The sequence below is a fragment of the Cochleicola gelatinilyticus genome, from assembly GCF_001637325.1.
GTDB lineage: Bacteria > Bacteroidota > Bacteroidia > Flavobacteriales > Flavobacteriaceae > Cochleicola > Cochleicola gelatinilyticus.
Genome location: NZ_LRXL01000037.1, coordinates 227,401 through 253,445, shown reverse-complemented (window position 1 = coordinate 253,445; position 26,045 = coordinate 227,401). Strand labels below are relative to the sequence as shown.

Genomic DNA, 26,045 nt, shown 5'->3' with positions numbered 1-26,045 from the left:
AATCATGGAAAAGAAATTAGTAGCGCAAAAAAATATCTTAGTTGAAAAGATGGGAGTTCATTTCGAAAAGAAAGATAATCTCGCTCCTGTTGCTGCACGTATTTTAGCTTACATAGTTCTTACAGGAAAAAAAGGAACAACTTTCGAAGATCTTGTTTCTGAGTTGTGTGCTAGTAAAAGTACGATATCTACTCACTTAACACATCTACAAGGAATTAAGAAAATTGAATATTTTACAAAAACCGGAGATCGAAAAAAATATTTCACAATAAACAATGACTCCTTTCTACAAGGGATTAATGATATGTTGCTCGTATGGCAACAACAAAAAGAATTACACACAGAAGTAAAAGAATACAAGTTAAATGCCAATAACTATTTAAGTAAAGAAGACCAATTTAACCTCGATCTTCATGATAGTTATATTAATTACCTCGATGATGCCATACGGTCAATCACCATTTTAAAGCAAAAAATAGAACAATCAAACCAAGAGCAAAATAAATAAATATAGCGCTATGAAATTAAACCATTTATACAAATTCTCGGTACTCGGTATGCTTATACTCATTTTGAGTAGTTGCGCCAATGGAAATGCAGAAGCATCCAAGTCTAGTCAAGAAGAAGCTGCTCCTTTCCAAGTGGCTACAGTGCCTAAAAAAACTGTCACGGCATATACAACCTACCCAACCACCATTGAAGGCGTTATTAATAGTGAGGTTCGCGCAAAAGTATCGGGATACATTCAAAAAGTATTGGTTGATGAGGGAGAGAAAGTACGAAAAGGACAAAGGTTGTTTCAATTAGAAACGCAAACCTTATCACAAGACGCTGCCGCAGCCAAAGCGAATGTTAACGCGGCTCAAGTTGAAGTAGACAAGCTTATACCTTTGGTCGAAAAGAATATTATTAGCAATGTGCAACTAGAAACTGCTAAAGCAAAGCTTGCACAAGCGAAAGCAGGATATAACAGTGTTTCGGCAACTATTAATTATGGAACTATAAAAAGTCCTGTCGACGGATTTGTTGGTGCTATCCCTTATAGAGAGGGATCTTTAGTAAGTGCTACTAGTGCCAAACCTCTTACAACGGTTTCAGACATTGCTAAAGTCTATGCGTATTTTTCAATGAATGAAACAGATTATTTGGATTTTTTACAAAATACCGATGGAGAAAATCTTCAGAAGAAAATAGAGAATTTTCCAAATGTAGAATTACTGTTAGCTAATGGACAAACATTTCAGCAGCAAGGAACCCTTGAAACGGTCACTGGACAAATAGATCCTAATACAGGAACAGTTAGCTTTAGAGCGGTTTTCGACAATCCCAATCAGTTAATTACCAATGGCAATAGTGGTACGATTAAAGTGCCTATAGTCTACGAAAATGCATTTGTTATACCCCAATCTGCGACGTACGAACAACAAGGACAAGTATTTGTGTATAAGGTTAGCGAAGACAATAAAGCCGTCCAATCACTTATTGAGATTAGCGATAAGACAAGTAATCTTTATGTTCTTAAATCGGGTATAGAAGAGGGAGATAAAATTGTTGTTAAAGGAATAACGAAGTTACGAAACAATACCCCGATACAACCACAGGAAGTACCTTTCGACAGTATTGCAAAACCTGTTAAAACCTTATTTAAATAGATCTAAAGCACCTACGGTATGTTAAAAACATTTATAGAAAGACCTGTTCTATCGACAGTAATATCGATCATTATTGTGATTCTAGGGGTTCTGGGATTAACCACGTTGCCCATAGAACAATATCCCGATATTGCACCTCCTACGATTACGGTAACAGCTAATTATGCTGGTGCTAGTGCAGAAACTATAATGGAGAGTGTCATCATTCCTATTGAAGAGCAAATAAATGGTGTCGAAGGAATGACTTATATAACATCTACCGCCTCCAATACTGGATCAGCGCAAATTACTGTGTATTTCGATCAAGACACAAACCCCGACATTGCAGCTGTAAACGTACAAAATCGAGTTGCAAGAGCAAACCCTTTATTACCCCAAGAAGTGGTGCAATCTGGTGTTCTTACCCAAAAGCAACAAACCTCTGCTTTAATGTTTATGTCGTTCTATTCTGAAAACGAAGATTTCGATGCGACGTACATTCAAAATTATCTAAAGATTAATGTAATTCCGTCTATACAGCGTGTAAATGGTGTGGGAAATGTGAACGTATTTTCACAACAGGATTATGCGATGCGTATTTGGTTAAAACCAGAAAAATTAGCAGCGTACGGACTTAATCCTTCAGATATTACAGCAGCTTTACGGGAGCAAAGTTTAGAAGCCTCAGCAGGTTCTTTAGGAGAAAATGCTGGAGAAACATTCTCATATTCGATCACCTATAGTGGGCGATTTAAAACCGAAGAACAATACAGTAACATCATTATTAAAGCGTTAGAAAATGGTGAATATCTCCGACTTAAAGATGTGGCAGGGATCGAACTCGATGCACAATCGTATGCTTCCAGCGGGACCACCAATGGCTATCCAAGTGTGAATATGGGGATCTTTCAAACCGCTGGTTCGAATGCACAGGAAATTATCGAAACTATAAAATCTGAATTAGATCGCCTAGAACAAGATTTCCCAAAGGGAATGAAAGTAGTAATTCCTTTCGATACGAATGAATTTCTAGATGCCTCTATCGAAAAAGTGACTCACACCCTTATTGAAGCATTTATTCTCGTGTTTATAGTAGTCTTTATTTTCTTACAGGATTTTAGATCGACTCTAATCCCAGCGATTGCTGTTCCAGTATCTATTGTGGGAACTTTCTTTTTTCTAAATTTATTTGGATACTCCATCAACCTACTCACCTTATTCGCATTAGTTCTCGCCATTGGTATTGTAGTCGATGATGCCATTGTAGTAGTTGAAGCTGTGCACGCTAAAATAGATGAAGGAGAGAAAAACGTAAAAAAAGCAACCCTCGATGCGATGCATGAAATATCGGGAGCTATTATTTCTATAACGTTGGTAATGGCTGCTGTATTTGTTCCGGTAACTTTTGTTCAAGGTCCTACCGGCGTATTTTATGAACAATTCGGGGTGACATTAATTGTGGCGATTTTAATTTCCGCCTTAAATGCCCTAACCTTAAGTCCGGCGCTATGTGCTTTATTCTTAAAATCGCATGACGAAGAACATAAGAAGAAGAATTTTCTACAACGGTTTTATAGTGCTTTTAACAGTGGGTTTCATGCCACTACCGAGCGATATGGACGGTCGTTGCGTTTTTTATATAAAAACAAAGCAATTACAGTTATTATACTAATTCTCGCTGGGGTTGGAATCTGGTGGTCGGCAACGACAACTCCTACCGGTTTTGTACCCGATGAAGATCGTGGAATATTATTTTTAGATGTACAATTGGCGCCAGGCTCTACGATGGATAAAACTAGAGAAATTACAGATATTGTCTATAAAAATGCTTCTCAGATCGAGGGTGTGGAAGCTGTTACTGTTGTAAACGGCCGAAGTCTTATCAACGGTGGGGGTAGTAATTACGGATTTGGTTTTATTAAACTGAAAGATTGGAGTGAACGGGAAGACGACGATCAATCATTAGCTGCTATTACTGGAAAGCTATTTGGAATGGCAGCCGGAATACCTGAAGCAAGAGTTTTATTTTTTGCCCCTCCAAGCATTCCAGGGTTCGGATTATCCTCTGGGTTCGAAGTGAATCTTTTAGACAAATCGGGTGGTGATGTTAGGGAATTAGATGCATCATCACAAGAGTTTATTGGAAATTTAATGCAACATCCTGAAATTCAATATGGGCAAACTGCTTTTAACACTAAGTATCCTCAATTTGAATTAGACATTAATGTTCCAGTCGCAAAGAAATTAGGTGTTTCAGTAAGCAGTATTTTTTCTACCCTTCAAGGTTATATTGGAGGGGTTTACGCAGCAGATTTTGCTCGATTTGGTAAACAATATCGAGTGTATGTTCAGTCGCTACCAGAAGATCGTACCGATGAAAATTCACTAAATGGATTGTTTATTAGAACAGGAAGTGGTGAAATGGCACCTATTACTCAATTTGTGTCCCTAAAACGTGTATATGGACCGCAATCGGTCACTCGATTTAATCTATATAACTCAGCAAAAATTACCGGAGCTTCCAATCCTGGTTTTAGTTCTGGGGATGCCATTGCGGTGGTTAATGAAGAAGCCTCCAAATTACCTTCCAATCTAGAAGTAGCATACTCGGGACTTTCACGAGAAGAAGTTAACGCAGGGAATCAAACAACTACTATTTTTATTCTTTGTGTAGTGTTTGTATTCTTCTTATTGGCTGCCCAGTATGAAAGCTATTTATTACCCTTCTCGGTATTGCTTTCCTTGCCAGTAGGAATTTTTGGCGCCTTTATTTCGACAAAACTGTTCGGACTACAAAACAACATTTATTTCCAGATAGCATTGGTCATGTTGGTAGGGTTATTGGCTAAGAACGCCATCTTAATTGTAGAGTTTGCCTTACAACGAAGAAGAAACGGTGAAGGACTAGTAGATGCTGCTATACATGGTGCCAAAGCTAGATTACGTCCAATTTTAATGACCTCATTTGCTTTTATACTAGGGCTTATGCCATTGGTACTCGCCTCGGGTGTAGGTGCGGAAGGTAACCGATCTATTGGTACGGGGGCAGCGGGTGGAATGTTAATTGGAACTATTCTCGGGGTTTTTGTAATCCCAATATTATTCATCTTTTTCCAATGGTTACAGGAAAAAGTCTCCAGTAAAAGAATTGATGAAACTAACGAATTGTAAAATGAAAATGATCAAACAACCTTATTTATATAGAACTGGATTTGGCGTTATCATGCTTTTTTTATTGCAAAGTTGCTTTGTAGCTAAAGAATACACACGACCCGAAATTTCTGAAACTGAAAACCTGTACAGAACAGATAATTTGCCTACCGATAGTATTTCGATGGCAATGGTATCATGGAAAGATTTATTTTCAGACACCTATCTACAACAGTATATCAACGAGGGGCTTCAAAACAATTTAGATATACGCGTCGCTCTTCAACAAATGGCTGCCGCTGAAGCCTACTTAAAACAAGGGAAAGCAGGATACCTCCCAACAATTTCGGCAAATGCATCCGCCTCCCGATCATACTTGTCTGAAAACGGACAACAAGGTGCAATTTTAAGAGGTTTAGGTACCGACCATATCGATCAATTTGAACTTTCTGGATCATTATCTTGGGAAGCAGATATCTGGGGTAAAATACGAAGTAACAAACGAGCAACAGAAGCGAGATATTTACAATCGGTTGCAGCGCATAAAGCCGTTAAAACTGCCTTGGTAGCCAACATTGCTGCCACGTATTATCAGTTGCTTGCACTAGATGCTCAATTAGAAATAACAAATAAAACAATTATTGCACGGGATAGTAGTGTCTTTACCATTCGTGCTTTAAAGGATGCAGGACAAGTCACACAAGTTGCAGTAGACCAAAACATTGCACAATATAACAATGCAAGAGCACTTGCAGTTGATCTTGAAACTGCAATTTTTAAAACTGAAAACGCATTAAATTTGCTTCTAGGAAAGCCTGGTGCTCTAATACGTAGAAATGAATTAGAAAATCAGACCTTAGAATCCGATTTAAAACTTGGTGTTCCGGCAACTCTTTTAGCAAATCGCCCAGATGTAATCGCTTCAGAATATGCACTAATACAAGCCTTCGAATTTACCAATGTAGCTCGAAGTAGTTTTTATCCGTCACTTACGTTTACAGCTTCCACAGGATTTCAAAGTTTAGAATTAGATGAATTATTAAATACAAATTCCCTATTTGCTAATCTTCTAGGTGGGTTAGCGCAACCAATTTTTAATAGACGTGCTATAAAAACACAACATGAGGTCGCTTTAGCGGAACAAGAACAGGCATTTTTAAATTTCAAAAAAACGCTACTAATTGCTGGAAATGAAGTTTCTAACGCATTATACGATTATAAAGCAGAAACCGAAAAATTCGAATTTCGTAGCAACGAAGTAAGCGCACTTAGAAATGCTGAAAACAATTCTGAAGAATTACTGAAAAATGGATATGCCACTTATCTAGACCTTCTAACAGCTCGTGAAAGTGCCTTAAATGCAGAGTTAAATAGTATAGATAATAAATTTCAGCAGTTAATCAGCATTATCGATTTATACGAAGCCTTAGGTGGTGGATGGCAATAAATAAACAATGATTAGTAAAGAAGAATTAATAGAATATTCGGTCGCTAATTTTACCCAGTTCGGCAGCAAACGCTATAGCATGGATGAGTTGGCGAGTTCGTTGGGTATTTCAAAAAAAACAATTTATAAATGCTTCGGAAGTAAAGAGGCATTGGTTATAGCATGTGTTCAGTATTTAATTGAAGCCTATAAAAGTGATATGAAAGACAATATCAAATCGGAGGAGGTCGATCCCATTACCAATATTATCATCTTTTATAAAAAAGCGTTCGAACACCTTCAGTATTACAAACCCTCTTTTATTTTTGGGCTTCAGAAATACTATCCCAAAGCCAATTTAATATTCGATGATTTTAGAAACGAATTCGTTAATGAAATCATTTTTGGTTTACTTCAAAAAGCACAAGAACAAGGAATTTTACTTCCAAAGGTAAATGTGCAGCTTTTTTGTGATCTCTATTTTAAACGTTTCGAAGAGATTGCTTTTAAAAATAGTAACTTGATTGAAAAATATCACCAAACTGATCTTTTAAACCATTTTATTATCTTCAATTTAAGAGGAATCACCATCCCCGAATATCAAAATCCCTACTTCAACTAGATAGCATCACTTACAATAAATCTTATTTCCGAAGAAACCCCATCTTTAGATCAACTACTACATAATAAAAAACTGTTCCTGTATTAGACTTCAAAGCTTTTGTGGGGCGAACATGTTATAGAAATTTCAGAAAAGAGAGCTTTTCGTTAAATAATATTTTGCTAAATTGATATATTTGTGCTAAAATACTATATATGAAAATCGAGCTTTGCCCTAATTGTGGATCAACCAAGCATATTAAAAGCGGAATTGTTAATAATCGCCAGCGATATAAATGCAAGAGCTGCAATTATTTCTTTACAGTTAACAAGATCGGAAAAAAGATTGATGACTATTATGTCAACAAATCACTTCAGCTTTATTTAGAAGGGCTCACGTATCGAGAGATAGAACGCATCCTTGGAATTTCTCATGTTAGTATTATGAACTGGGTAAAGAAATACAATATAAAGCGACCTTACAACGCGAACTATCACCCTACTTATAAAATATTAAACTCCAAAGAACTAGGAGCATATTTTCAAAACACCGAAAATCTACATGGTGCTGGAGTTGTAGTCACAGAATTAGGTGACAAATTTATGCTTATAAAATGGGAGCGTTTCAAAGATTAAGTATAGTTAATTAACAAATAACTATATTAATTTTTAATTAACAAATTGTTTTATAGAGCTTAGCAGTGCACACAAGACCAATTACTCACTAACTAACCTCTTAAACAATGAGAAAACAAACTCTTATAATGATCGGACTTTTTGTTTTGTCCTTTCAATTTATGCATGCCCAAGGATCTCCCGATTATTCTGGTGGTTTAAAAGTTAAATTTAATGAGGATGGTTCAAAATACCTTCGAATTATTTCCTGGGCACAAGTACAAGCTAACTACAATACCGATGACACCTTCGATGCAAATGGGAACGAAAACAGCGCTTTAAATTTCAATTTAAGACGTGCCCGTATTTTAATGTTTGCTCAAATTAATAAGGATTTTATGATCCTTACTCATTTCGGACTTAACAGTTTAAATAGTTCACAATTGAGTCCTACGGGTAAAGGAGACGGTTCTCAGATTTTCTTTCATGATGTTTGGGCACAGTACAATGTGGCTACAAACCACACAGTAGGTGGCGGATTGCATTATTTTAATGGAATTTCAAGGTTAAACAGCCAGAGTACACTAAACATGATGACTCTCGATAACAACCGTCAATCATGGGCTACGATTGGATTATCAGATCAATTTGCACGTCATCTTGGTGTTTTTGCTAAAGGAAGCTTCGATAAACTTCAATATAGAGTAGCCATTAATGATGCTGCTGTTTCTTCGTTGGATGGTCGCGTGGCCACTCCTGGCGGAGATGCTGTTTATAATGGCCGTGCCACTTTAGGGTCTAAGGACGCCGGAAAAACCTATGCAGGTTATTTCGATTATAACTTTTTAGACCAAGAATCAAATTTTTTACCATATAAAGTAGGAACGTATCTGGGTGGTAAAAAGGTTTTTAATGTAGGAGCAGGGTTTTTTTTACATCCTAAAGGTGCTGTTATAGACACCGGTTCTGAGATTGCCCCAGTATTGGAAGGTGAAGATGTGTCCATTTTTGCAGTAGATGCTTTTTATGACACCCCACTAGGAGATGACGGGAGTGCCTTAACGGCTTATGCTGTATTTCAATCCAGCGATTATGGAAAAGACTATCTATTTAGTGCCTATGGAACTGGAAGTATGTTGTATGGACATGTGGGGTATGTTTTTAAAGGAGACCTTAGTAAAACCAGATTTCAACCGTATGTAAGTTATGGTACTCATAGCTACGACGCGGTAAGCGACAACAGGAACACGCTGGGTATCGGCGTAAATGCGTATTTAAGTGGTCATAATTCAAAACTAACCTTAGAATATAATAATCAATCATTTGGAGAAGTAGACTCCAGCATCATATCACTTCAAGCTATGATTTATCTATAAAACAATCAATTATGACTGAAAAACAAAAAAACGCAACGGCGTACTGGAAAGAAAATCTAAAGTACTTAGCCATTTTATTATCCATTTGGTTTCTGGTTTCCTATGTCTTCGGAATTTTACTCGTAGACCAGTTAAATACCATAAAAATGGGTGGATTTAAACTAGGTTTCTGGTTTGCACAACAAGGATCAATCTATGTCTTTGTTATCCTCATATTCGTCTACATAAGGCTGATGAATAAACTGGATAAGAAATATGGAGTAGACGAATAAAACTAACCAAACAAAACAAAACATATTATGGGAATATTAGCTTGGACTTGGATACTCGTTGGGGTCACTTTTGCACTTTATATAGGAATTGCAATATGGGCCAGAGCAGGATCATCAAAAGAATTTTATGTAGCAGGTGGTGGGGTTCCCCCCATTATGAATGGTATGGCTACTGCAGCAGATTGGATGTCTGCCGCATCGTTTATTTCATTAGCTGGAATTGTATCCTTTGGAGGGTATGACGGATCGGTATACTTAATGGGATGGACCGGAGGGTACGTGCTTTTAGCATTGTTACTTGCTCCCTACCTTAGAAAATTTGGGAAGTTTACTGTACCCGATTTTATCGGCGACCGGTATTACTCAAATTTTGCACGTATTGTCGCTGTAATAGCAGCTTTAATTGTATCGTTTACTTACGTAGCTGGTCAAATGAGAGGAGTAGGAATTGTATTCTCCCGCTATCTCGAAGTAGATATTAACACCGGAGTGTACATTGGAATGGCGATCGTTCTTTTCTATGCTGTATTGGGAGGAATGAAAGGAATTACATACACGCAAGTAGCACAATATTGTGTCCTTATTTTTGCCTTTATGGTACCTGCTATTTTCATCTCAATACAAATGACAGGAAATCCAATTCCGCAATTAGGGTTTGGTGGTGTAGGAGAGGATGGTGTATATCTATTAGATAAACTAGACGGACTGCAACAAGAACTCGGCTTTAGTGAATACACCTCCGGAAGTAAATCTACAATGGATGTTTTTGCAATTACTCTTGCGCTTATGGCGGGAACAGCAGGATTGCCGCATGTAATAGTTCGCTTCTTTACGGTTCCAAGAGTAAAAGATGCTCGTAAGTCGGCAGGATGGGCGTTATTATTTATTGCCATTTTATATACAACAGTCCCAGCTGTGGCAGTGTTTGCAAGAGTAAATCTTATAGAAACAGTGAGCAATGAAAAATATGCAGATCTACCAGAATGGGTATCAAATTGGGAAAAAACCGGGCTTCTACAATTCGAAGATAAAAACAATGACGGTATTGTTACCTATGTTGAAGATAGCGCCACCAACGAATTAACAATAGACCGAGATATTATGGTATTGGCAAATCCAGAAATAGCAGAATTACCTAATTGGGTCGTTGCTTTAGTAGGTGCTGGTGGATTAGCCGCAGCATTATCGACCGCAGCCGGATTATTATTAGTAATCGCATCTTCTATTTCTCACGATTTATTCAAAAAAATTATAAAGCCAAATATTTCCGAAAAAGGAGAACTTATAGCTGCACGTTTAAGTGCTGCAGTAGCCGTGGTTATTGCAGGTTACTTCGGGATAAACCCACCGGGATTTGTAGCAGCCGTCGTCGCCCTGGCGTTTGGTCTCGCAGCCGCCTCCTTCTTCCCTGCCATTGTGTTGGGAATATTCGATAAGCGGATGAATAAAGAAGGGGCCATTGCAGGGATGATCGTAGGGTTGACTTTAATGTTATTCTATATGCTAAAATTTAAATTTGGGCTTTTTGATGGAGGAAAAGACGCTGTCGCCGGATTAAAAGACGACTGGTGGTTTGGCATCTCTCCAGAAGGTTTCGGAACGATCGCAATGGTAGTAAACTTTGTTATTTCAGTTGTGGTTTCAAGAATGACACCTGAACCACCAGAACATGTCCAAGATATAGTAGAAAATATTAGAATTCCTTCAGGCGCGGGGGAAGCTACTGGACATTAAATTGTTATTTCATAATATTTTTCAGAAATAACAGCAGTTTTTCAAATTGTTAGTACGAAATCAGCAGTGCAGTTTTTGCAGTGCTGATTTTTACTACTTTATAAAATTGATATTTTTACACTACTTTTCACAAACCAAAACAAGCACTTAATATATTCTAAATGAAAAAACGTCATGAACAAAAACTAATCGTGCTTTCTATCGCTTTGTTTGTGGTCTTAAACATTCCATTTCTCCTAATTTTTAATGGTACCGGTCATTTGTTCGGCATCCCCATTTTTTACTTTTTTATTTTTTCGGTGTGGCTTCTGTCTGTTGTAATTTCATTCATTGTTCTAAAGAGACATTATGAGTAATTACGCCTTAATCGTTATCATTGTCGTGTACCTCTCGGTGTTATTTTACATAGCTTTTTTTGCTGAAAAAAAACGACAGAGCAAATGGGTGAACAATCCGTATGTATACACCCTCTCTTTAGCGGTCTATTGTTCGGCATGGACCTACTACGGAAGCATTGGTATCGCGGCTAATTCGGGGATTAACTTTCTTACTATTTACTTGGGTCCTGTAATTGCAGCGCCTTTATGGATTGTCTTACTTCGGAAAATTATTAGAATATCGAAACAACATAAAATTTCTTCCATAGCAGATTTTATTTCTCTTCGCTACGGAAACCACCGTTTTTTAGGTGCATTGGTCACCCTAATTTGTCTCTTCGGAACATTACCTTACATTTCGTTACAACTGAAGGCGGTTTCTGAAACTTTCGAAATTATGGCCGATGAAACCAGCTATACTTCCACTTATGTCATAGACGATTCTACCTTTTATGTTGCGTTGTTACTTGCTGTTTTCGCTACGTTCTTCGGAACTCAAAATACAGATGCTTCCGAAAAACATAAAGGGATTATTGCTACAGTCGCCTTCGAATCGGTTTTAAAACTATTGTTTTTCTTAATTATAGGAGTTTATATCACCTTCTACCTTTTCGATGGAACCACCGATATTTACAATCAGATTTCAACCTCAGCGAACTTTAAAGAACTCACCACAGTGAATGGGCTGGAAGGAGGTTTTAATTGGTTTTTTACTACTGCTCTCTCATTTATAGCTATTTTTCTACTGCCTAGACAATTTCAAGTTTCAGTATTAGAAAATAACAGAGAGAAACATCTAAAGAAAGCTATTTGGTTGTTTCCGTTGTATTTACTTCTCTTTAATGTATTTGTAATTTTTATCGCTTGGGCAGGAAAACTCACATTTGATGCTTCAGTAAATGCTGAGTATTACACGCTTTTATTGCCCTTAAAAAATGGAAATTCATTTTTAGCAACTCTGGTATTTCTCGGTGGATTTTCAGCAGTAATTTCAATGGTTGTGGTTTCTACCTTAGCATTATCTACGATGGTAAGTAATAACTTGATTATACCTTATGGGTTTTTAGATAAGTTTATTAAAAATTTGCCGGAACGCAATTCAAAATATATAAAGACCATTCGTCGAATTTCCATTTTCACCATCATTATTGCCGCATATTTCTTCTATGTATCCTTTTCTAAAGAACTATCCCTCTACTCCATCGGATTAATTTCGTTTGTTATTATTTCACAGCTGGCTCCTTCTTTTTTTATTGGTTTATACTGGAACAGAGGTTCTTCGAAAGCAGCAATAATAGGAATGGTTGCGGGACTTGCTGTTACGATTTACACCTTAGTAGTACCATTTATATTAAAAGCCTACACTGGCACAGATGATTTTGTGCAATATGGCTTGTTTAATATCTCATCACTAAAACCATACGCCCTCTTCGGAATCGATTTTTTAAGTCCTCCCATGCACGCCTTTTTTTGGAGTATGTCTATTAATGGGCTGTGCTACTTAACCTTTTCACTCACTTCGAAAGGAAATTACAGAGAACGAAATTATGCTGAAATGTTCGTGGATAGTAAAAACTTTACAACCCTTCAAGACAGTGCATTAGTGTGGAAAGGAGAAGCCTATGTTGCAGACATTAAAAATGTACTTATTCGATTTTTAGGAGAATACCGGGCAAACCGAGCGCTAAAAATTTTCTTTACTAAATATAAATTATCCCCAGACACACAACTGGCAGATGCCCGATTAATTAATTTTTCTGAAAAATTACTCACTGGTAGTATTGGAAGTGCTTCCGCTAAAATACTGATTGCAAGTGTTGTTAAAGAGGAGCAAATAAGTCTTGTCGAAGTACTGAAAATCTTAGAGGAATCGAAAGAGACCATTGTGAGCAACAAAGTTTTAATTGAAAAATCTGAAGAATTATCACAGCTCACTTCAAAATTAAAAGATGCGAATGATGAACTTATCACCAAAGACAAGCAAAAAGATGACTTTTTAGATACCGTAGCACACGAATTAAAAACTCCCATTACTGGAATTCGCGCTGCCACCGAATTACTCATGGACGATGACGATGACATGCCAAACGATATTAAAAACCAGTTTCTAACCAACATTCTTCAAGATTCTGATCGCTTGGGACGACTTATAAATAATATTCTGGATTTTGAAAAGCTTGAAACTGGACGCTTAAATTTAACCATATCACAACTTGACATTCAGCAAACCATTAAAAAAGCAGTGGCAAGTACCCAGCATATTGCTGCTAAAAAAGGAATTCAAATCAACGTAAAAAATGTGCATCGTTTTAAAATCAAGTACGATGAAGATAGAATTCTTCAAGTGCTGTACAATTTGCTTTCAAATGCTATAAAATTTTGTGAACCGGAAACGGGAACTATCGAGATCGATTATAAGCTAGGAAGTACTGTGCTTGAGATTTCAGTAAGTGATAATGGGAAAGGAATTCCTCCTGAAGATATCGACTATATTTTTGATAAATTCTATCAGTCACAACATCAAAATACCATTAAACCAGAAGGCAGCGGATTAGGACTGGCGATCACCAAACAAATTATTGAAAAACACAACGGAAAAATATGGGCGGATAAGGCTAGAAAAAAAGGAGCAAAACTTGTTTTTACCTTACCATTTAATTAACTTGTGGATTGATTCTATGAAACACAAAATTTTAATTGTTGATGACGAGCCCAACATCGTAATGTCGTTGGAATATGCCTTTAAGAAACAAGATTTTGAGGTTTTTATAGCGAGGGATGGTAGCGAAGCATTAGAGATCTTAAAAGAACAAACTCCAGATATTGTATTACTCGATATCATGATGCCAAATGTAGATGGATACCAAACGCTTAAACATATTAATAATACATCCGGTCTAGAAGCTAGTAAAGTAGTTTTCTTAACCGCGAAAAACAAAGCTTCAGATATTGAAAAGGGTTTAAAGCTTGGAGCAGATAAATATGTAACGAAACCTTTTTCAGTAAAAAAATTAGTTTCAGAAATCATGGAACTTCTGACTTGAAATTTGTCTTACAAGTCTTTTAAATGTTGGTTTTGTGTGCAAACAAACAATGTTTAATTAAAAACTAAGACATGAATTTACAACTAAATCCAAAAGCTTCAGACATTCTAATTAGTGTCTATGTGGTAGTAACTTTATTTTTCAGAATAAAATATGAAAATGAAATAGGTGTAAGTCCGTTACTTTCTCTTGTAATTGGGCTATGCTTAGTGGTAATGCCTTGGGTTCTCATCAAATTAAAAATACTAAATCCCAATTGGTTCGGGCTGTTTAAAAGTAAAACCCCGAAACCATGAACTACCCTTCTTTCTATTTTAAAAGTCTCGCAGATTCAGAAATACCTATGCAGTTTCAGTCCAAAAATAGCATGGATTCAAGCTTCAAAAACAATTATTTCAAAATGCAGCGAACAAACAGTAAGGGTTATGAAAAACGAGCCATCACTACGTACTTATATTTCAGTAACATATAAATGATGCAGCGATTTAAATAAACATCAAATTAATTTATCAAGTCCAAAATATTGGGATTTATAACAAAAAACACTTTTACAATGAGCAATTACCACATAAAACACTTAGAAGAATATTTCCAAGTCTATAGAAAATCGGTTCGCAATCCAGAGAATTTCTGGGAAGAGATCGCCGAAGAACATTTTCTCTGGCGAAAAAAATGGGACACCGTATTAAGCTGGGATTTTAAAAAACCAGAAGTTAAATGGTTTGAAGGTGCAAAGTTAAACATTACAGAGAATTGTCTGGACAGACACCTCGCAACACGAGGAGATAAAACAGCCATTTTATTTGAACCAAACGATCCCAAGGAAGATACACAACATATCACGTATACTCAATTGTATCAACGCGTAAACAAATTTGCGAATGTTTTAAAATCGCAAGGCGTGGAAAAAGGAGATCGAGTATGCATTTATTTACCAATGATTCCCGAATTAGCCGTTTCGTTATTAGCCTGCGCTCGAATTGGTGCGATACACTCGGTGGTTTTTGCCGGATTTTCAGCAAATGCACTGGCTACCCGAATTAACGATTCCGATTGTAAAGTAGTGATCACATCAGATGGATCATATCGAGGTGCTAAAACCATTGATCTTAAGAAAATTGTGGACGATGCTCTAGAAGACTGTCCGGGCGTAAAGACCGTGTTAGTAGCGAAGCGCATTCAATCTGAAATTAATATGAAAGATGGCCGCGACCAATGGTTACAGCCCCTGCTCGATGAGGCTTCAGAAGAAGGCACGGCAACTGTAATGGATGCAGAAGATCCTTTGTTTATACTATATACTTCTGGCTCTACGGGAACCCCAAAAGGAATGGTACACACTATTGCGGGATATATGATCTATACCGCCTATACTTTTAAAAATGTGTTTCAGTATAGAGAAAACGATGTGTACTGGTGTACTGCCGATATTGGCTGGATCACAGGACATAGTTATATCGTGTATGGTCCTTTAGCAAATGGAGCTACCACTGTTATGTTCGAAGGAGTTCCAAGTTACCCCGATTATGGACGCTTCTGGGATATTGTTGAAAAACACAAAGTCACTCAGTTTTATACCGCACCTACCGCCATTAGGGCTTTAGCAAAAGAAGGAGTTGAACATGTAGAACAACACGACCTCTCTTCTTTAAAAGTATTAGGAACGGTAGGCGAACCTATAAACGAAGAAGCGTGGCACTGGTACGATGATAATATTGGAAAAAAGAATGCCCCTATTGTAGATACGTGGTGGCAGACTGAAACGGGTGGTATTATGATTACCCCCATCCCCTACGCTACACCAACCAAACCCACCTACGCAACCTTACCGTTTATTGGCATTCAACCTGCCCTCATGGATGAGAATGCTCAAGAAATTAAAGGCAATCAAGCAGATGGCCGTTTATGTATAAAGTTTCCATGGCCTGGGATGGCACGAACCATCTGGGGAAATCACCAACGCTATAAAGACACATATTTTTCGGCGTATGAAAACATGTACTTCTCGGGGGATGGTGCTCTCAGAGATGAAGTTGGATATTATCGAATCACTGGTCGCGTGGATGATGTTATTATAGTATCGGGACATAATCTTGGAACCGCACCTATTGAAGATGCCGTGAATGAACATCCCGCAGTAGCAGAAAGTGCTATCGTAGGTTTTCCGCACGATGTAAAAGGAAATGCATTGTATGGATATGTTATTTTGAAGGAAACAGGAGAAAGTAGAAAGCATGATAATTTGAGAAAGGAAATCAATCAAATAATTACCGAGCAGATAGGACCCATTGCCAAACTGGATAAGATTCAGTTTACCAACGGACTTCCGAAAACCCGATCTGGAAAAATTATGCGTCGTATTCTTCGGAAGATAGCAGGAAAAGACACCAGCAATTTGGGAGACACCAGCACCTTGTTAAATCCGGAATGTGTTCAGGATATTATCGATAATGCGTTGTGAACAAATTAAGTTTTATGCATTTAAAGCATATTAAAATTATCATCTCATAAATACTAAAAAGCCGACCGCAAATTGTGTGTCGGCTTTTTTAATGCTGAACAAAAAATCTTATTTTAAATTATTCTACTTTCTATGCTTTTAAAAAGAGCGTCTGTTACTTTTCTGTAAGGGTATAGTAGTTTGCTATTTATGAAAAATCCATTCCTTCCGAGAGGTCAATTTTGTTGGGAGTTAAAATATCTCTGGGTTTTACGATCGTGTATGGATTTACAAATTGTTCTGTAAGATTTTCGGGTAAATTTTCTAGAAAATATTTGGAAGTTACTTCTGAAGTTTCGGAAGAATTAACCGTAGTAATCGAATTGGTATCGCGCGTGATATACAATTCATTTTTCGCTCTTGTAAGTGCAACATAAAGTACCCTCCTGTCTTCCTCTATATTTTCATCGCTACTTAGATTCCAAGCACTTGGATATACTTTGGGCGAAACATTTAATACATAACATACATCAGCCTCTAACCCTTTAGCAGAATGTACCGTAGATATAATAACATGGTCCTTGATCTCACTATCATTTAACTGAGAGCCTTCAAGTACGGGGTTTCCGTTTAACTGCTTTGCATTTTCCAAAATTCCTTCAGAAATTAATTGTCCGATGGTGGCATAATTCTCTCCGAGCATCTCTAGGACAGGAACATCCGATTTTCTCTTTTCTTCCCAATCTTTCCTGTATTTAAAGGCGAGCTGAAGTTCCATTTTTGAATAGGTCTCTTGAATTGCTTTTTTTACATTTCCGGAATTCATAAAAATACTATTATAAATATCGGCTATCTTTTCCCCTTCAGTCCCCCCTATAGCATCCTCTAAATTTTGAGCACAATCGAGCGGATCTTTAAATTCGAGAATTTTTGAAATATACTTCCCTGCTTTTATCTCCCCAATACCGTCCCAAAATGTTAAAAAACGCATCCATCCTATCTCATCATATATATTATTCACCACGCGCAACGCAGAGACAATATCTTTAATGTGAGCTGCCTCCATAAATTTTCTTCCGCCATAGGTGACATAAGGTATTTTTTTCTGAATAAAAACTGCCTGAAGCGGTTTGGTGTAATAGGTAGATCTGGAAAGAATCAAATGGTCGATAAAATTTTTATTGTTTTCAGTAAAATTCTCAAGAATATTCTCCGCTATAAAATTCGCTTCCTCCCATTGGCTAGCAATATTTATTAGCTTAGGTTTAGTACCACTTCCTCTAGTCGCCACTAATTTTTTCTTATATTCCAAAGGAGATGTTTCTATCAACCAGTTTGAAAGATCTAAAATCTCTTGAGTTGATCTGTAATTGTTATTCAAAATTAAAATCTCAGATTCAGGAACCCGCTCTTTAAACAAATGGACATTTTTATAATCAGCACCTCTAAACGAGTAAATAGATTGAGCATCGTCACCTACACAATAGAATTTGGCAATCTCTAAAAAAGGCTCAAGCAGATACCATTGAAGGGGATTGGTGTCTTGAAACTCATCTATTAATAGGTGCTTAACTTGATGAGAGAGTATTCTTCTTGCTTCAGCATCGTTTCTCAATCTATTGGCGACAATAAGAAGAAGGTCATCATAGTCTATATATCTCCCCTCACTCTTTTTTGTTTGATAGGCTCTTAAAAGCACTTCAACTTTTGGGCGTATAATATCAATCTCATCATTAGTTTCCTCGTCGGTTTTTCCTTTAAAAATCTTTTCTCGAATGGAGTTAGAAAGATTTTTACGTGTGTTTCTACCATAGGAATAAATGTCAAGCAATTGCTGTGGTTTAATACGTATTCCTTTATACTCAACGAGTTGATCACCACATACCATTTTCATGACACTCAGCTGATCATCGGGATCGATAACGGTATATCCAGAGGCGCCGAATAGATTTGGATAGCGTACAATTAATTGGTTACACCACGAATGAAAGGTTGAGCCATTAAGACTTTGCGCCTGATTGTCGGTCAAAGATGCTTTTACACGTTCTACTATTTCGTTTGCTGCACGTTTGGTAAAGGTAAGGATCTGTATTTTTTCGGGTTCCATCCCTTGGTCTATCAAAAAGGCGGCTCTACCTACGATACACCGTGTCTTACCTGTCCCTGCTCCAGCAAGCACTAATACGTGTTTTCCGTCAAACTCTACAGCTTTTTTTTGTTGTGCGTTTAAAATATGATTTTTCAATAGCTCTTTTTTTGTAAAGATATCAATAAAAAACTAATTTGGAATAATTCCAATATCGGGAATAATTCCTATTTTTGCGGTTATGGTATTCATTTATCTTCAAACAATCACCTTAAGAAAAACGCAAAAAATACCGTTTCGGTTGGTATTAAAATTTCAAGAAGCAGAACACTCGTATGCTGTTTTTAACATTAGACCCGAAAGCTCTATTCCCTCTAAGCTTTATGTACAAAACCAACTTGACAGATTAGCTATATTATCCGCTACTCCATTTTGTGATAGCGCTGATGAATTGATTGAATTATTTCAAAATAGAACGTTGGTTTTTTCTGAGAAAGAACAGTTTAACCTTTTAAAATCCCAGTTTAGAACGATTGGATATAATTTTAATGTTCGTCCGAAAATTCTATGGCATAACGTGAAACGGGAAACAGATTTAGACCAGCAAATTCGTTCAATTTCTAAAGAATTTCATCCGACTAGTCTCGAATTTGCAAAAAAGTTCTTGGATGTTATGGTTGTTTCCGTAGCAAATAAAATAACAAAAATCGAAGGTCACATTTCAAGCAAAGAAAAAACACATCGTTTCGATCTGTCTCAATACAATACAACGCCTGGAGTCTACTTTTTTCGTGACAAAGATGACACAATCGTATATGTAGGAAAAGCCAAAAACATTCGAAAACGTTTACAGAGTCATTTCTCTGCTACATACCAACAAACCAATATTAACTATTCGAATGTGCATTATATAAATGTTGTCTATACTGGAAATGATAGCATTGCGCAATTGGTCGAAACAGAACATATTAAAAAGACAAAACCTCCTTATAATTCTCAACAAATAAATAATTCTGCCCCCTTTATTATTACTCAAGGTACAACGGCGTCGGGTATTTCTAAAATTAATATTACACGAAAAGCGTTTGTAGACAGCTTGCCCGAACGGTATTTTAATAGAAAATCGGTGGTACATTCATTAAGGGAATTCTGCATAGAATATAAGTTATGTAAAAAACATTGTAATCTGGAACGAGTTAAGGGTCCCTGTAGTAATGTTACTAAAGACCATAACGAATGTGTTTGTTCTGGTGGAGAACCTATTAAAGATTACAACGCTCGGTTTCAAACAGCCTTAGATACTTTCCGAAGAAAAAAAACAAAAAAAATATACAAATTGAAAGGTCGTGACGCGAGTGAAGATGCTTTTGTCTTTGTAGCAAATGATATCTATGAAGGGTATGGATATATAGACAAGTCTGAGAATATTTCAAATTATAATGACATTCTTAGCAACATGATTCACCAAGAGAACAATTACGAAACAGCCCGTATTATCGATCAATTAAAGAAGAGAATTAAGAAGGAAAATATTTTAGTAATTCAATAAATAATATAACACTATTTGCAGGTTCATAACCAATGGCGAGTCGTTATGCCCTATATGGATACATTCCTTTTATATAAATTTTAAAATAAAGTCTCCTTCACAGTTTATTGAGATGGATTACATTTAAAAACCATCCCTAATTCAAATCATTAAAAATTTTACCGGGATGTATCGTAAAATTAATTCCGCACTGTATATTTACCGTACATGCTACGTACTCTTAGTTTATTATTTTTCACCTCCATTTGCATGTTTGCTCAAACGCCATCGCAAGTGGATAGTCTTTTATTAAAAGCCGTATTGGCGCGGGAGCAGAAGCAGTTTACCGAATCCTTAGAATATCTCACCAAAGCTCGCGCTATTGCCGAAGAACAACAATGGTATAAACAGGAATTTCTCGCTATTAATAATATTGGTGCTTATTACTATTCGATGCTTGATTACGGCGAAGCACTCGATAATTATCTAGAAGCTTATACTATTGCGATAAAAAGGCTGGATGAGAATGAAGAAATGATTGTTTTAAACAATATTGCCATTTTATATTCTAAAGAAGGAGATTCTGAAAAAGCGACCGAATATTTTGAAAAGGCATACACCTTAGCAAAAGAAGCCAATGACAACCTAAAGATCGGACTCTATTCTGTGAACTTAGGTATTGTTGCGAACGAGTTGAAGAAACCAGATCTTGCATTCACATATTTAGAGCAGGCATTGCCTCTATTAACCGATCACCCCAATATTTATCTCTTAGCTGAAATTGCAATGGCTGAGAATTATTTTCAGAAAGAAAAGTATACACAAGCTAAGAGCAAGGCATTAGAAGTTTTGCCAAAAATACAATCGGTTTCTTTTTCTGAAGAGAGAATAGCATTACTTATTCTTCTTTCAAATATCGAAAAATTAGCTAAAAATTATGAGGCTTCGACTTCTTATGCACAACAAGCTTTGGAGAGTGCAGTGAATCCCGCAAATAGGATTTCAGTATTTAATCAACTTGCCGAAATTTACAAAGATAATGGCCTACCCATGCAGGCTCTCATTGCCAAAGATTCTGTAATAGCACTTATAGATTCCCTTCAGAAAATGAAAAATGGGAGGTTATTTGAAGCGAATAAAGTAAAATTTGAAATCGCTAATTTCCGTAGACAGCTTCAAGAAAATCAACAGCTTCAGAAAAAAGAACGCAATACGTTTTATAGTGTATTAGCTGTATTATTACTTGTTATTCTTCTCATTACTTGGGCACTTCGAAACAGCTATATAAAAAACAAACAACGTAAGGTTCTACATAAACGCAAACAAGAGATTATTGCATTAGAACTTCAGAAAAAAGAAAGTGACAATCTTTTATTAGAAAAACAATTACACGCAAAGGAAGCGATGAGTTTGTTGGAACAGGAGCGCCTTAAAAATGAACTAGAAACAAGAAACCGAAAACTAGCTGCCAAAGCATTGCAGTTGTCTACCAGAAACGAATTGGTAAAAGATATTATACAGAGTCTTTCTGGACAAACAGAAATTACTAGAAATGCTTTAATATCCTCAAAAATCAAGGAGCTTAGAAGTTTGCTAAAAAATGATTCTGAATGGGAAAATTTCTTTACTCATTTTGAAGAAGTAAACCATGGATTCTTGTCTAACTTAAAAGAAAAACATCCCCAACTTACCTCCAACGATATTCGGTTTTTAAGTTATATGTATATGAATCTTACATTAAAGGAAATATCGTCCCTTTTTAACATAACTCCAGAAGCGACTCGCAAACGAAAAGAGCGAATTAGCAGCAAGATAAACTTAAAAGACGGCACTTCCTTATACAACTATATTTCAAGCATATAGCTACTGATGTCACGTTTTTTCTTGATAATGTCTCAGTAATTATCTGAACAAATAATTTTTTGTCAATAAATATTTTGAATATTGAAAAAGCAAAAAACTAAACGCACCATGATAAAAACAACTACCCTCTTAGTTTTAATACTAAGTCTATTAGGAACACAAAAAGCATTATCTCAATTCGAAACAACCGGATCTGATGATTTTGGAAGAATATTTGATCTAACCTACGACACCACGGTTCCAAATAAAATATACGCTGTAACACTAGGAAATCACATCGTAGTCTCTGAAGACAATGGTACAAGTTGGGACCTATTGTATAGCTTATTAGTGGGGCAGGGAGCTTCCATAAGAGATCTTCGTCTTACTCCAGACGCAACAGGACTTAGCTTTGCCGCGTATGCCCCAGGCTCTACAAATAGTGCTATTATGATTTATGACATACAGAGTGAAACTATCATTAAAAACTTCCCTCTGCCAAATCAGAGCAGTTTTGCTTACCCTACATCCTATCGCTTTTATGAAGGATCTACAGATGTACTTTTGCTAGATACTAACTTTCCACAAGGCGTGAGTACCGAAGGAAAAACGTATTATACCGCTAATGGAGGTGACCAGTGGAATGAAATTTATTACACCAACAATTACGACACTGTCTTTATAAACGATGTTGCTATTAATCCTGCCGACCCCAATACACTTTATTTATCTCGTGGTAATGGAAGCACCGATGTAGATGGTGGTCTATTTATTTCGAATGATGCTGGGCAAACTTGGACCGAAACTTTAGAAGGTATTATTCTAGACCCAATCACATTTAACCCCGAAGATGCCCAACATTTTTGGGTTGGAACAGGAATTAGCTTTGGGGCTACAGAAGAAAATTTATACGTTTCTGAAGATGGAGGAAGTACATTTAGTACGGCTGATATTTCATGGACCGAAGGAATTTTAAATAGCATTAATGTTATAACATACAATGAGGCAAATCCTTCACAACTTATCGTTCTAGAAGAAAATGAAATTGCAATTTCTGAAGACGGAGGTACCACCTGGCAAAACATAGTCTATCCTGATGAAAATCCTGAAAGTTATTATTATGGACTAAATGCTTCGTACAATCCTCAAAATTCAGAAGAAATTCTAATAAGTGCTAATTATATTCCTTTAGTTTCAAGCGACGGTGGTGTTACACTTTCATGGTTAAAAAGTCCGTATTTTGTAAGTACCGGAACAATGGATCTTTTCAGAAATGAAACAGAAACGCACTTATATTACGGGGTTCAATTCGGATTTGTACATCGGGATGTTTCCACTGGTGTCGACACCCCTTACGATATTGTTCCTTTAAACATTTTCTCTAATAACCCTGGGCAAACGCAATATGCTGATAAACAAACTGCAGGTCGTGTGTACACGTTCACATCTAGTTTTTTAGGATCTAATTTAATGCTTAGTAACGATCATGGTGCGACTAAGATACAGTTAGAGAATATCTTTACGAATTTTTTCACAGCTGTAGCTTCGTTTCCAGAATCACCAGATAAAATACTAACCGCTTTTGCAGGGTTTCAGCCAAGTGAAACCAAGCTACAACATATCGATTTTTCTGATGTCAATAATATAGTAATCACAGATTTGGTTTTACCAGAATTAGATATAATTAATGCTATCTCAATTGATGGATCTGGAAAGATTGTACTTCCAATTGGAATCAGTGTTTATACTTCGGAAGATGAAGGAGCGACTTGGACAAACAGCAGTACTGGTCTTGAAGTTTTAACTGCAAACGATCTTATTTTCGATATACAACGCGACCCCTTGAATAGTTCTAACTATGCATTGGCCTCTTCAAAAGGAATATTTATTTCTGAAGATGGAGGAGAAAATTGGGAGCGAAAAACAACCTCGTTAGTATATACAGTTGCCTTTTCTACTGAAACGGAAGGAGCTATGGCAGCCGCAACCTATAGTTCGCAATTTTCAGAATACGCTTTACATTATTCGACCGATGGTGGTGAAAACTGGGATACATTAACGAATACTGAGTTGTTAGGTATTGCTGCCAACAACACAGAATTCTATTTTGATGAAACCTCAGTAAGAGCCTATATAGGATCTTATGATGTAGGTCTAGTAGAATATACGATAGACTTGACCACACTAAACAATGAAGATTTTACCAATACTGAAGCTTCCTTTATAATGTATCCTAATCCTGCTTCAGATCAAGTTTCAATTCAACTAAAAAACGAATCGATACATACGGTAACACTCTTTTCTGTAACTGGTGAAAAAGTTATGGAGTTGAGATCCATTAATACTTTAAACATTTCCGAATTGGCACAAGGCATATATGTTGTTCGGGTTACCACAGATTCAAATAAAACATATTTCAAAAAATTATTGGTTCACTAATTCCTCACAATTATTTATGTAGAAACATAGCTCTGTGGAAGTACCACGGAGCTATATTTTTTTATACTAATTACTACTAGTGAATATATTAAGAGTCGAGAACGTTTATAGCATATCATTTTAAGTAAAACAGAAATAATCTTAAAACAAAAGTTAGCTGCAGCAACCTATTAACAAATGCTTTAAACCAAAAATCCCCGTCATCTAATCGACAACGAGGACCTTACTTAAAAGGGAAGTAATGTCTAGCTAGAATACATGAGCAACTTAGCTCCGCTCCTAGCCCGACAACTTTTAAATATTAAGTTGAGATTACATTCTTTCTTCTACAATGCTACCATCGTCTAACATAAATAACTCTATGTCTTTACTAAACATTTTCTCAAGCTCAACTTCGTAGATTTTCTTACCGTTTTCTTCGGTCATTTCTACTTCATCGATTTTATGTTTCGAGTAGTTCGTTTTTAAAGCGGTAGTTACTGCTGCCGGTAAATCGGCGATGGCAAGTTCTTTTTCCGTTTTAACTATATTTCCATTTTCAGAATACCAGATTTCATGCTCCATTCGGTTAGCGTCGAATTCCACCTTATATGTGGTTCCTTCTTTCTCCCATTCTACATCGGTAGCTTGAGGATATGCTTTCTGAAAACTTTCATTTAAATTGGCAGGAACTTCCTGCATTGTTAAATCCTGTGCTTGTACTGCAACAACTCCAAATAAGGCTAATGCCGCGATTTTAAATTTTAAATTTTTCATGTCGTTTATTTTTTAATTATGCTACAAAGTAATGAGCCAAAGCTGTAAGAAATTGGGAATCTAGGGTCTTAAAAGGTTAATACTTTCCAAAAAATTATTCGGCCAGAGCTCTCCTTTTTTGGTCTGCTTGTACCTTTAACATGTTTAGATTTTTAATTTTCTGAGGTGAAAATTTTTCTTTAGCATACGTAGTGTAAAATGAATGTTCTTTTAAAAAGGTAATATTTTTAGCTAACCATTCATCATCGGTGTAGCGAGCATCGCCAAATGTTGCCCATTCTTTTCGCAGCTTCGCATTTTTAGTACTAAAATTTTCAGTTCCTAAATGAATAAGGTCTGCATCACATAAAACTTGTTCTTCAACAGTGGTTGGTTTTTTCGATATTTCAGTAGCCTTAATAAGTTTTATAACTGCATTAATTTGTTCCATATTACACCCCTCTTTTTTTAAAAAATTATAAGCATACTTACAACTTAACGCTTCATGTCCCGCAGCACCTTGCTCATTACCAAGGTCGTGAAAATATGCTGCTATAGTAAGTTCAAAAATACTTGCTTCACTCAATCCTTCACCTTGGGCAATATGTTTAGCATAGTGTACAACGTCGAGCGTATGCTCCCAATTATGAAAAGGCAACGTACTACATCTACCCTCATTCATTACAATTGAACAATATTCCCTAACTTTTTTTAGTAGTTTTTTACGTATCATGGCAGCGGTCTTAATTT

The 26,045-nt window shown here is 36.5% G+C and carries 19 protein-coding genes; 16 read left to right on the top strand and 3 right to left on the bottom strand.

The window, feature by feature from the left end; all coding sequences use genetic code 11:
- Nucleotides 1–4: 4 nt before the first annotated feature.
- The 13 genes from ULVI_RS08800 (at nt 5) to acs (ending at nt 16,686) form a co-directional block, all read left to right on the top strand.
- On the top strand, nt 5–508 hold the full coding sequence (locus ULVI_RS08800) for a GbsR/MarR family transcriptional regulator (protein WP_068591891.1): 504 nt from the start codon (nt 5–7) through the stop codon (nt 506–508).
- A gap of 10 nt (nt 509–518) precedes the next feature.
- Nucleotides 519–1,652, top strand: a complete 1,134-nt coding sequence (locus ULVI_RS08795; protein ID WP_068591888.1) for an efflux RND transporter periplasmic adaptor subunit — start codon at nt 519–521, stop codon at nt 1,650–1,652.
- Nucleotides 1,653–1,670: 18 nt separating this feature from the next.
- Nucleotides 1,671–4,802 carry an efflux RND transporter permease subunit gene (locus ULVI_RS08790; RefSeq protein WP_068591886.1) on the top strand — a complete coding sequence of 1,044 codons (3,132 nt, stop codon included), beginning with the start codon at nt 1,671–1,673 and terminating at the stop codon, nt 4,800–4,802.
- 1 nt (nt 4,803) lies between these two features.
- Entirely contained in the window at nt 4,804–6,228 is a 1,425-nt protein-coding gene (locus tag ULVI_RS08785; RefSeq protein ID WP_068592558.1) for an efflux transporter outer membrane subunit, read from the top strand.
- Between the two features lie 7 nt (nt 6,229–6,235).
- Nucleotides 6,236–6,829, top strand: a complete 594-nt coding sequence (locus tag ULVI_RS08780; RefSeq protein ID WP_068591884.1) for a TetR/AcrR family transcriptional regulator — start codon at nt 6,236–6,238, stop codon at nt 6,827–6,829.
- Nucleotides 6,830–7,023: 194 nt separating this feature from the next.
- Nucleotides 7,024–7,443 (top strand): transposase-like zinc-binding domain-containing protein, encoded by a 420-nt coding sequence (locus tag ULVI_RS08775; protein WP_068591882.1) that lies wholly within the window; start codon nt 7,024–7,026, stop codon nt 7,441–7,443.
- 107 nt (nt 7,444–7,550) lie between these two features.
- Nucleotides 7,551–8,798 carry a hypothetical protein gene (locus tag ULVI_RS08770; RefSeq protein WP_068591880.1) on the top strand — a complete coding sequence of 416 codons (1,248 nt, stop codon included), beginning with the start codon at nt 7,551–7,553 and terminating at the stop codon, nt 8,796–8,798.
- Between the two features lie 11 nt (nt 8,799–8,809).
- On the top strand, nt 8,810–9,070 hold the full coding sequence (locus ULVI_RS08765; protein ID WP_068591878.1) for a DUF4212 domain-containing protein: 261 nt from the start codon (nt 8,810–8,812) through the stop codon (nt 9,068–9,070).
- A gap of 27 nt (nt 9,071–9,097) precedes the next feature.
- Nucleotides 9,098–10,804, top strand: coding sequence for a sodium:solute symporter family protein (locus tag ULVI_RS08760; RefSeq protein WP_068591877.1), 1,707 nt, complete (start codon nt 9,098–9,100; stop codon nt 10,802–10,804).
- Nucleotides 10,805–11,152: 348 nt separating this feature from the next.
- Nucleotides 11,153–13,843, top strand: a complete 2,691-nt coding sequence (locus tag ULVI_RS08755; protein ID WP_068591874.1) for an ATP-binding protein — start codon at nt 11,153–11,155, stop codon at nt 13,841–13,843.
- Nucleotides 13,844–13,859: 16 nt separating this feature from the next.
- The gene (locus tag ULVI_RS08750) at nt 13,860–14,225 is read left to right on the top strand and encodes a response regulator transcription factor (protein WP_068592552.1); all 366 of its coding nucleotides are present in this window, start codon (nt 13,860–13,862) and stop codon (nt 14,223–14,225) included.
- 71 nt (nt 14,226–14,296) lie between these two features.
- The gene (locus ULVI_RS08745; RefSeq protein ID WP_068591872.1) at nt 14,297–14,521 is read left to right on the top strand and encodes a hypothetical protein; all 225 of its coding nucleotides are present in this window, start codon (nt 14,297–14,299) and stop codon (nt 14,519–14,521) included.
- A gap of 257 nt (nt 14,522–14,778) precedes the next feature.
- Complete coding sequence (gene acs / locus ULVI_RS08740) at nt 14,779–16,686, top strand: acetate--CoA ligase (protein WP_068591870.1); 1,908 nt, start codon at nt 14,779–14,781, stop codon at nt 16,684–16,686.
- Between the two features lie 187 nt (nt 16,687–16,873).
- Here acs and ULVI_RS08735 read toward each other — a convergent pair whose 3' ends face one another.
- Nucleotides 16,874–18,910: an ATP-dependent helicase gene (locus ULVI_RS08735; RefSeq protein ID WP_068591868.1), complete on the bottom strand. Its 2,037-nt coding sequence runs from the start codon at nt 18,908–18,910 to the stop codon at nt 16,874–16,876.
- Between the two features lie 82 nt (nt 18,911–18,992).
- Between ULVI_RS08735 and ULVI_RS08730 the strand changes: the two genes are divergently transcribed.
- The 3 genes from ULVI_RS08730 (at nt 18,993) to ULVI_RS08720 (ending at nt 24,560) form a co-directional block, all read left to right on the top strand.
- On the top strand, nt 18,993–20,300 hold the full coding sequence (locus ULVI_RS08730) for a GIY-YIG nuclease family protein (RefSeq protein ID WP_068591867.1): 1,308 nt from the start codon (nt 18,993–18,995) through the stop codon (nt 20,298–20,300).
- A 249-nt stretch (nt 20,301–20,549) separates the two neighbouring features.
- Nucleotides 20,550–22,142 (top strand): tetratricopeptide repeat protein, encoded by a 1,593-nt coding sequence (locus tag ULVI_RS08725; RefSeq protein ID WP_197463495.1) that lies wholly within the window; start codon nt 20,550–20,552, stop codon nt 22,140–22,142.
- Nucleotides 22,143–22,250: 108 nt separating this feature from the next.
- The gene (locus ULVI_RS08720; protein WP_068591862.1) at nt 22,251–24,560 is read left to right on the top strand and encodes a T9SS type A sorting domain-containing protein; all 2,310 of its coding nucleotides are present in this window, start codon (nt 22,251–22,253) and stop codon (nt 24,558–24,560) included.
- 312 nt (nt 24,561–24,872) lie between these two features.
- Here ULVI_RS08720 and ULVI_RS08715 read toward each other — a convergent pair whose 3' ends face one another.
- Nucleotides 24,873–25,316 carry a PepSY-like domain-containing protein gene (locus tag ULVI_RS08715; RefSeq protein WP_068591860.1) on the bottom strand — a complete coding sequence of 148 codons (444 nt, stop codon included), beginning with the start codon at nt 25,314–25,316 and terminating at the stop codon, nt 24,873–24,875.
- A 94-nt stretch (nt 25,317–25,410) separates the two neighbouring features.
- Nucleotides 25,411–26,028, bottom strand: coding sequence for an HD domain-containing protein (locus ULVI_RS08710; protein ID WP_068591857.1), 618 nt, complete (start codon nt 26,026–26,028; stop codon nt 25,411–25,413).
- Between the last annotated feature and the right edge of the window lie 17 nt (nt 26,029–26,045).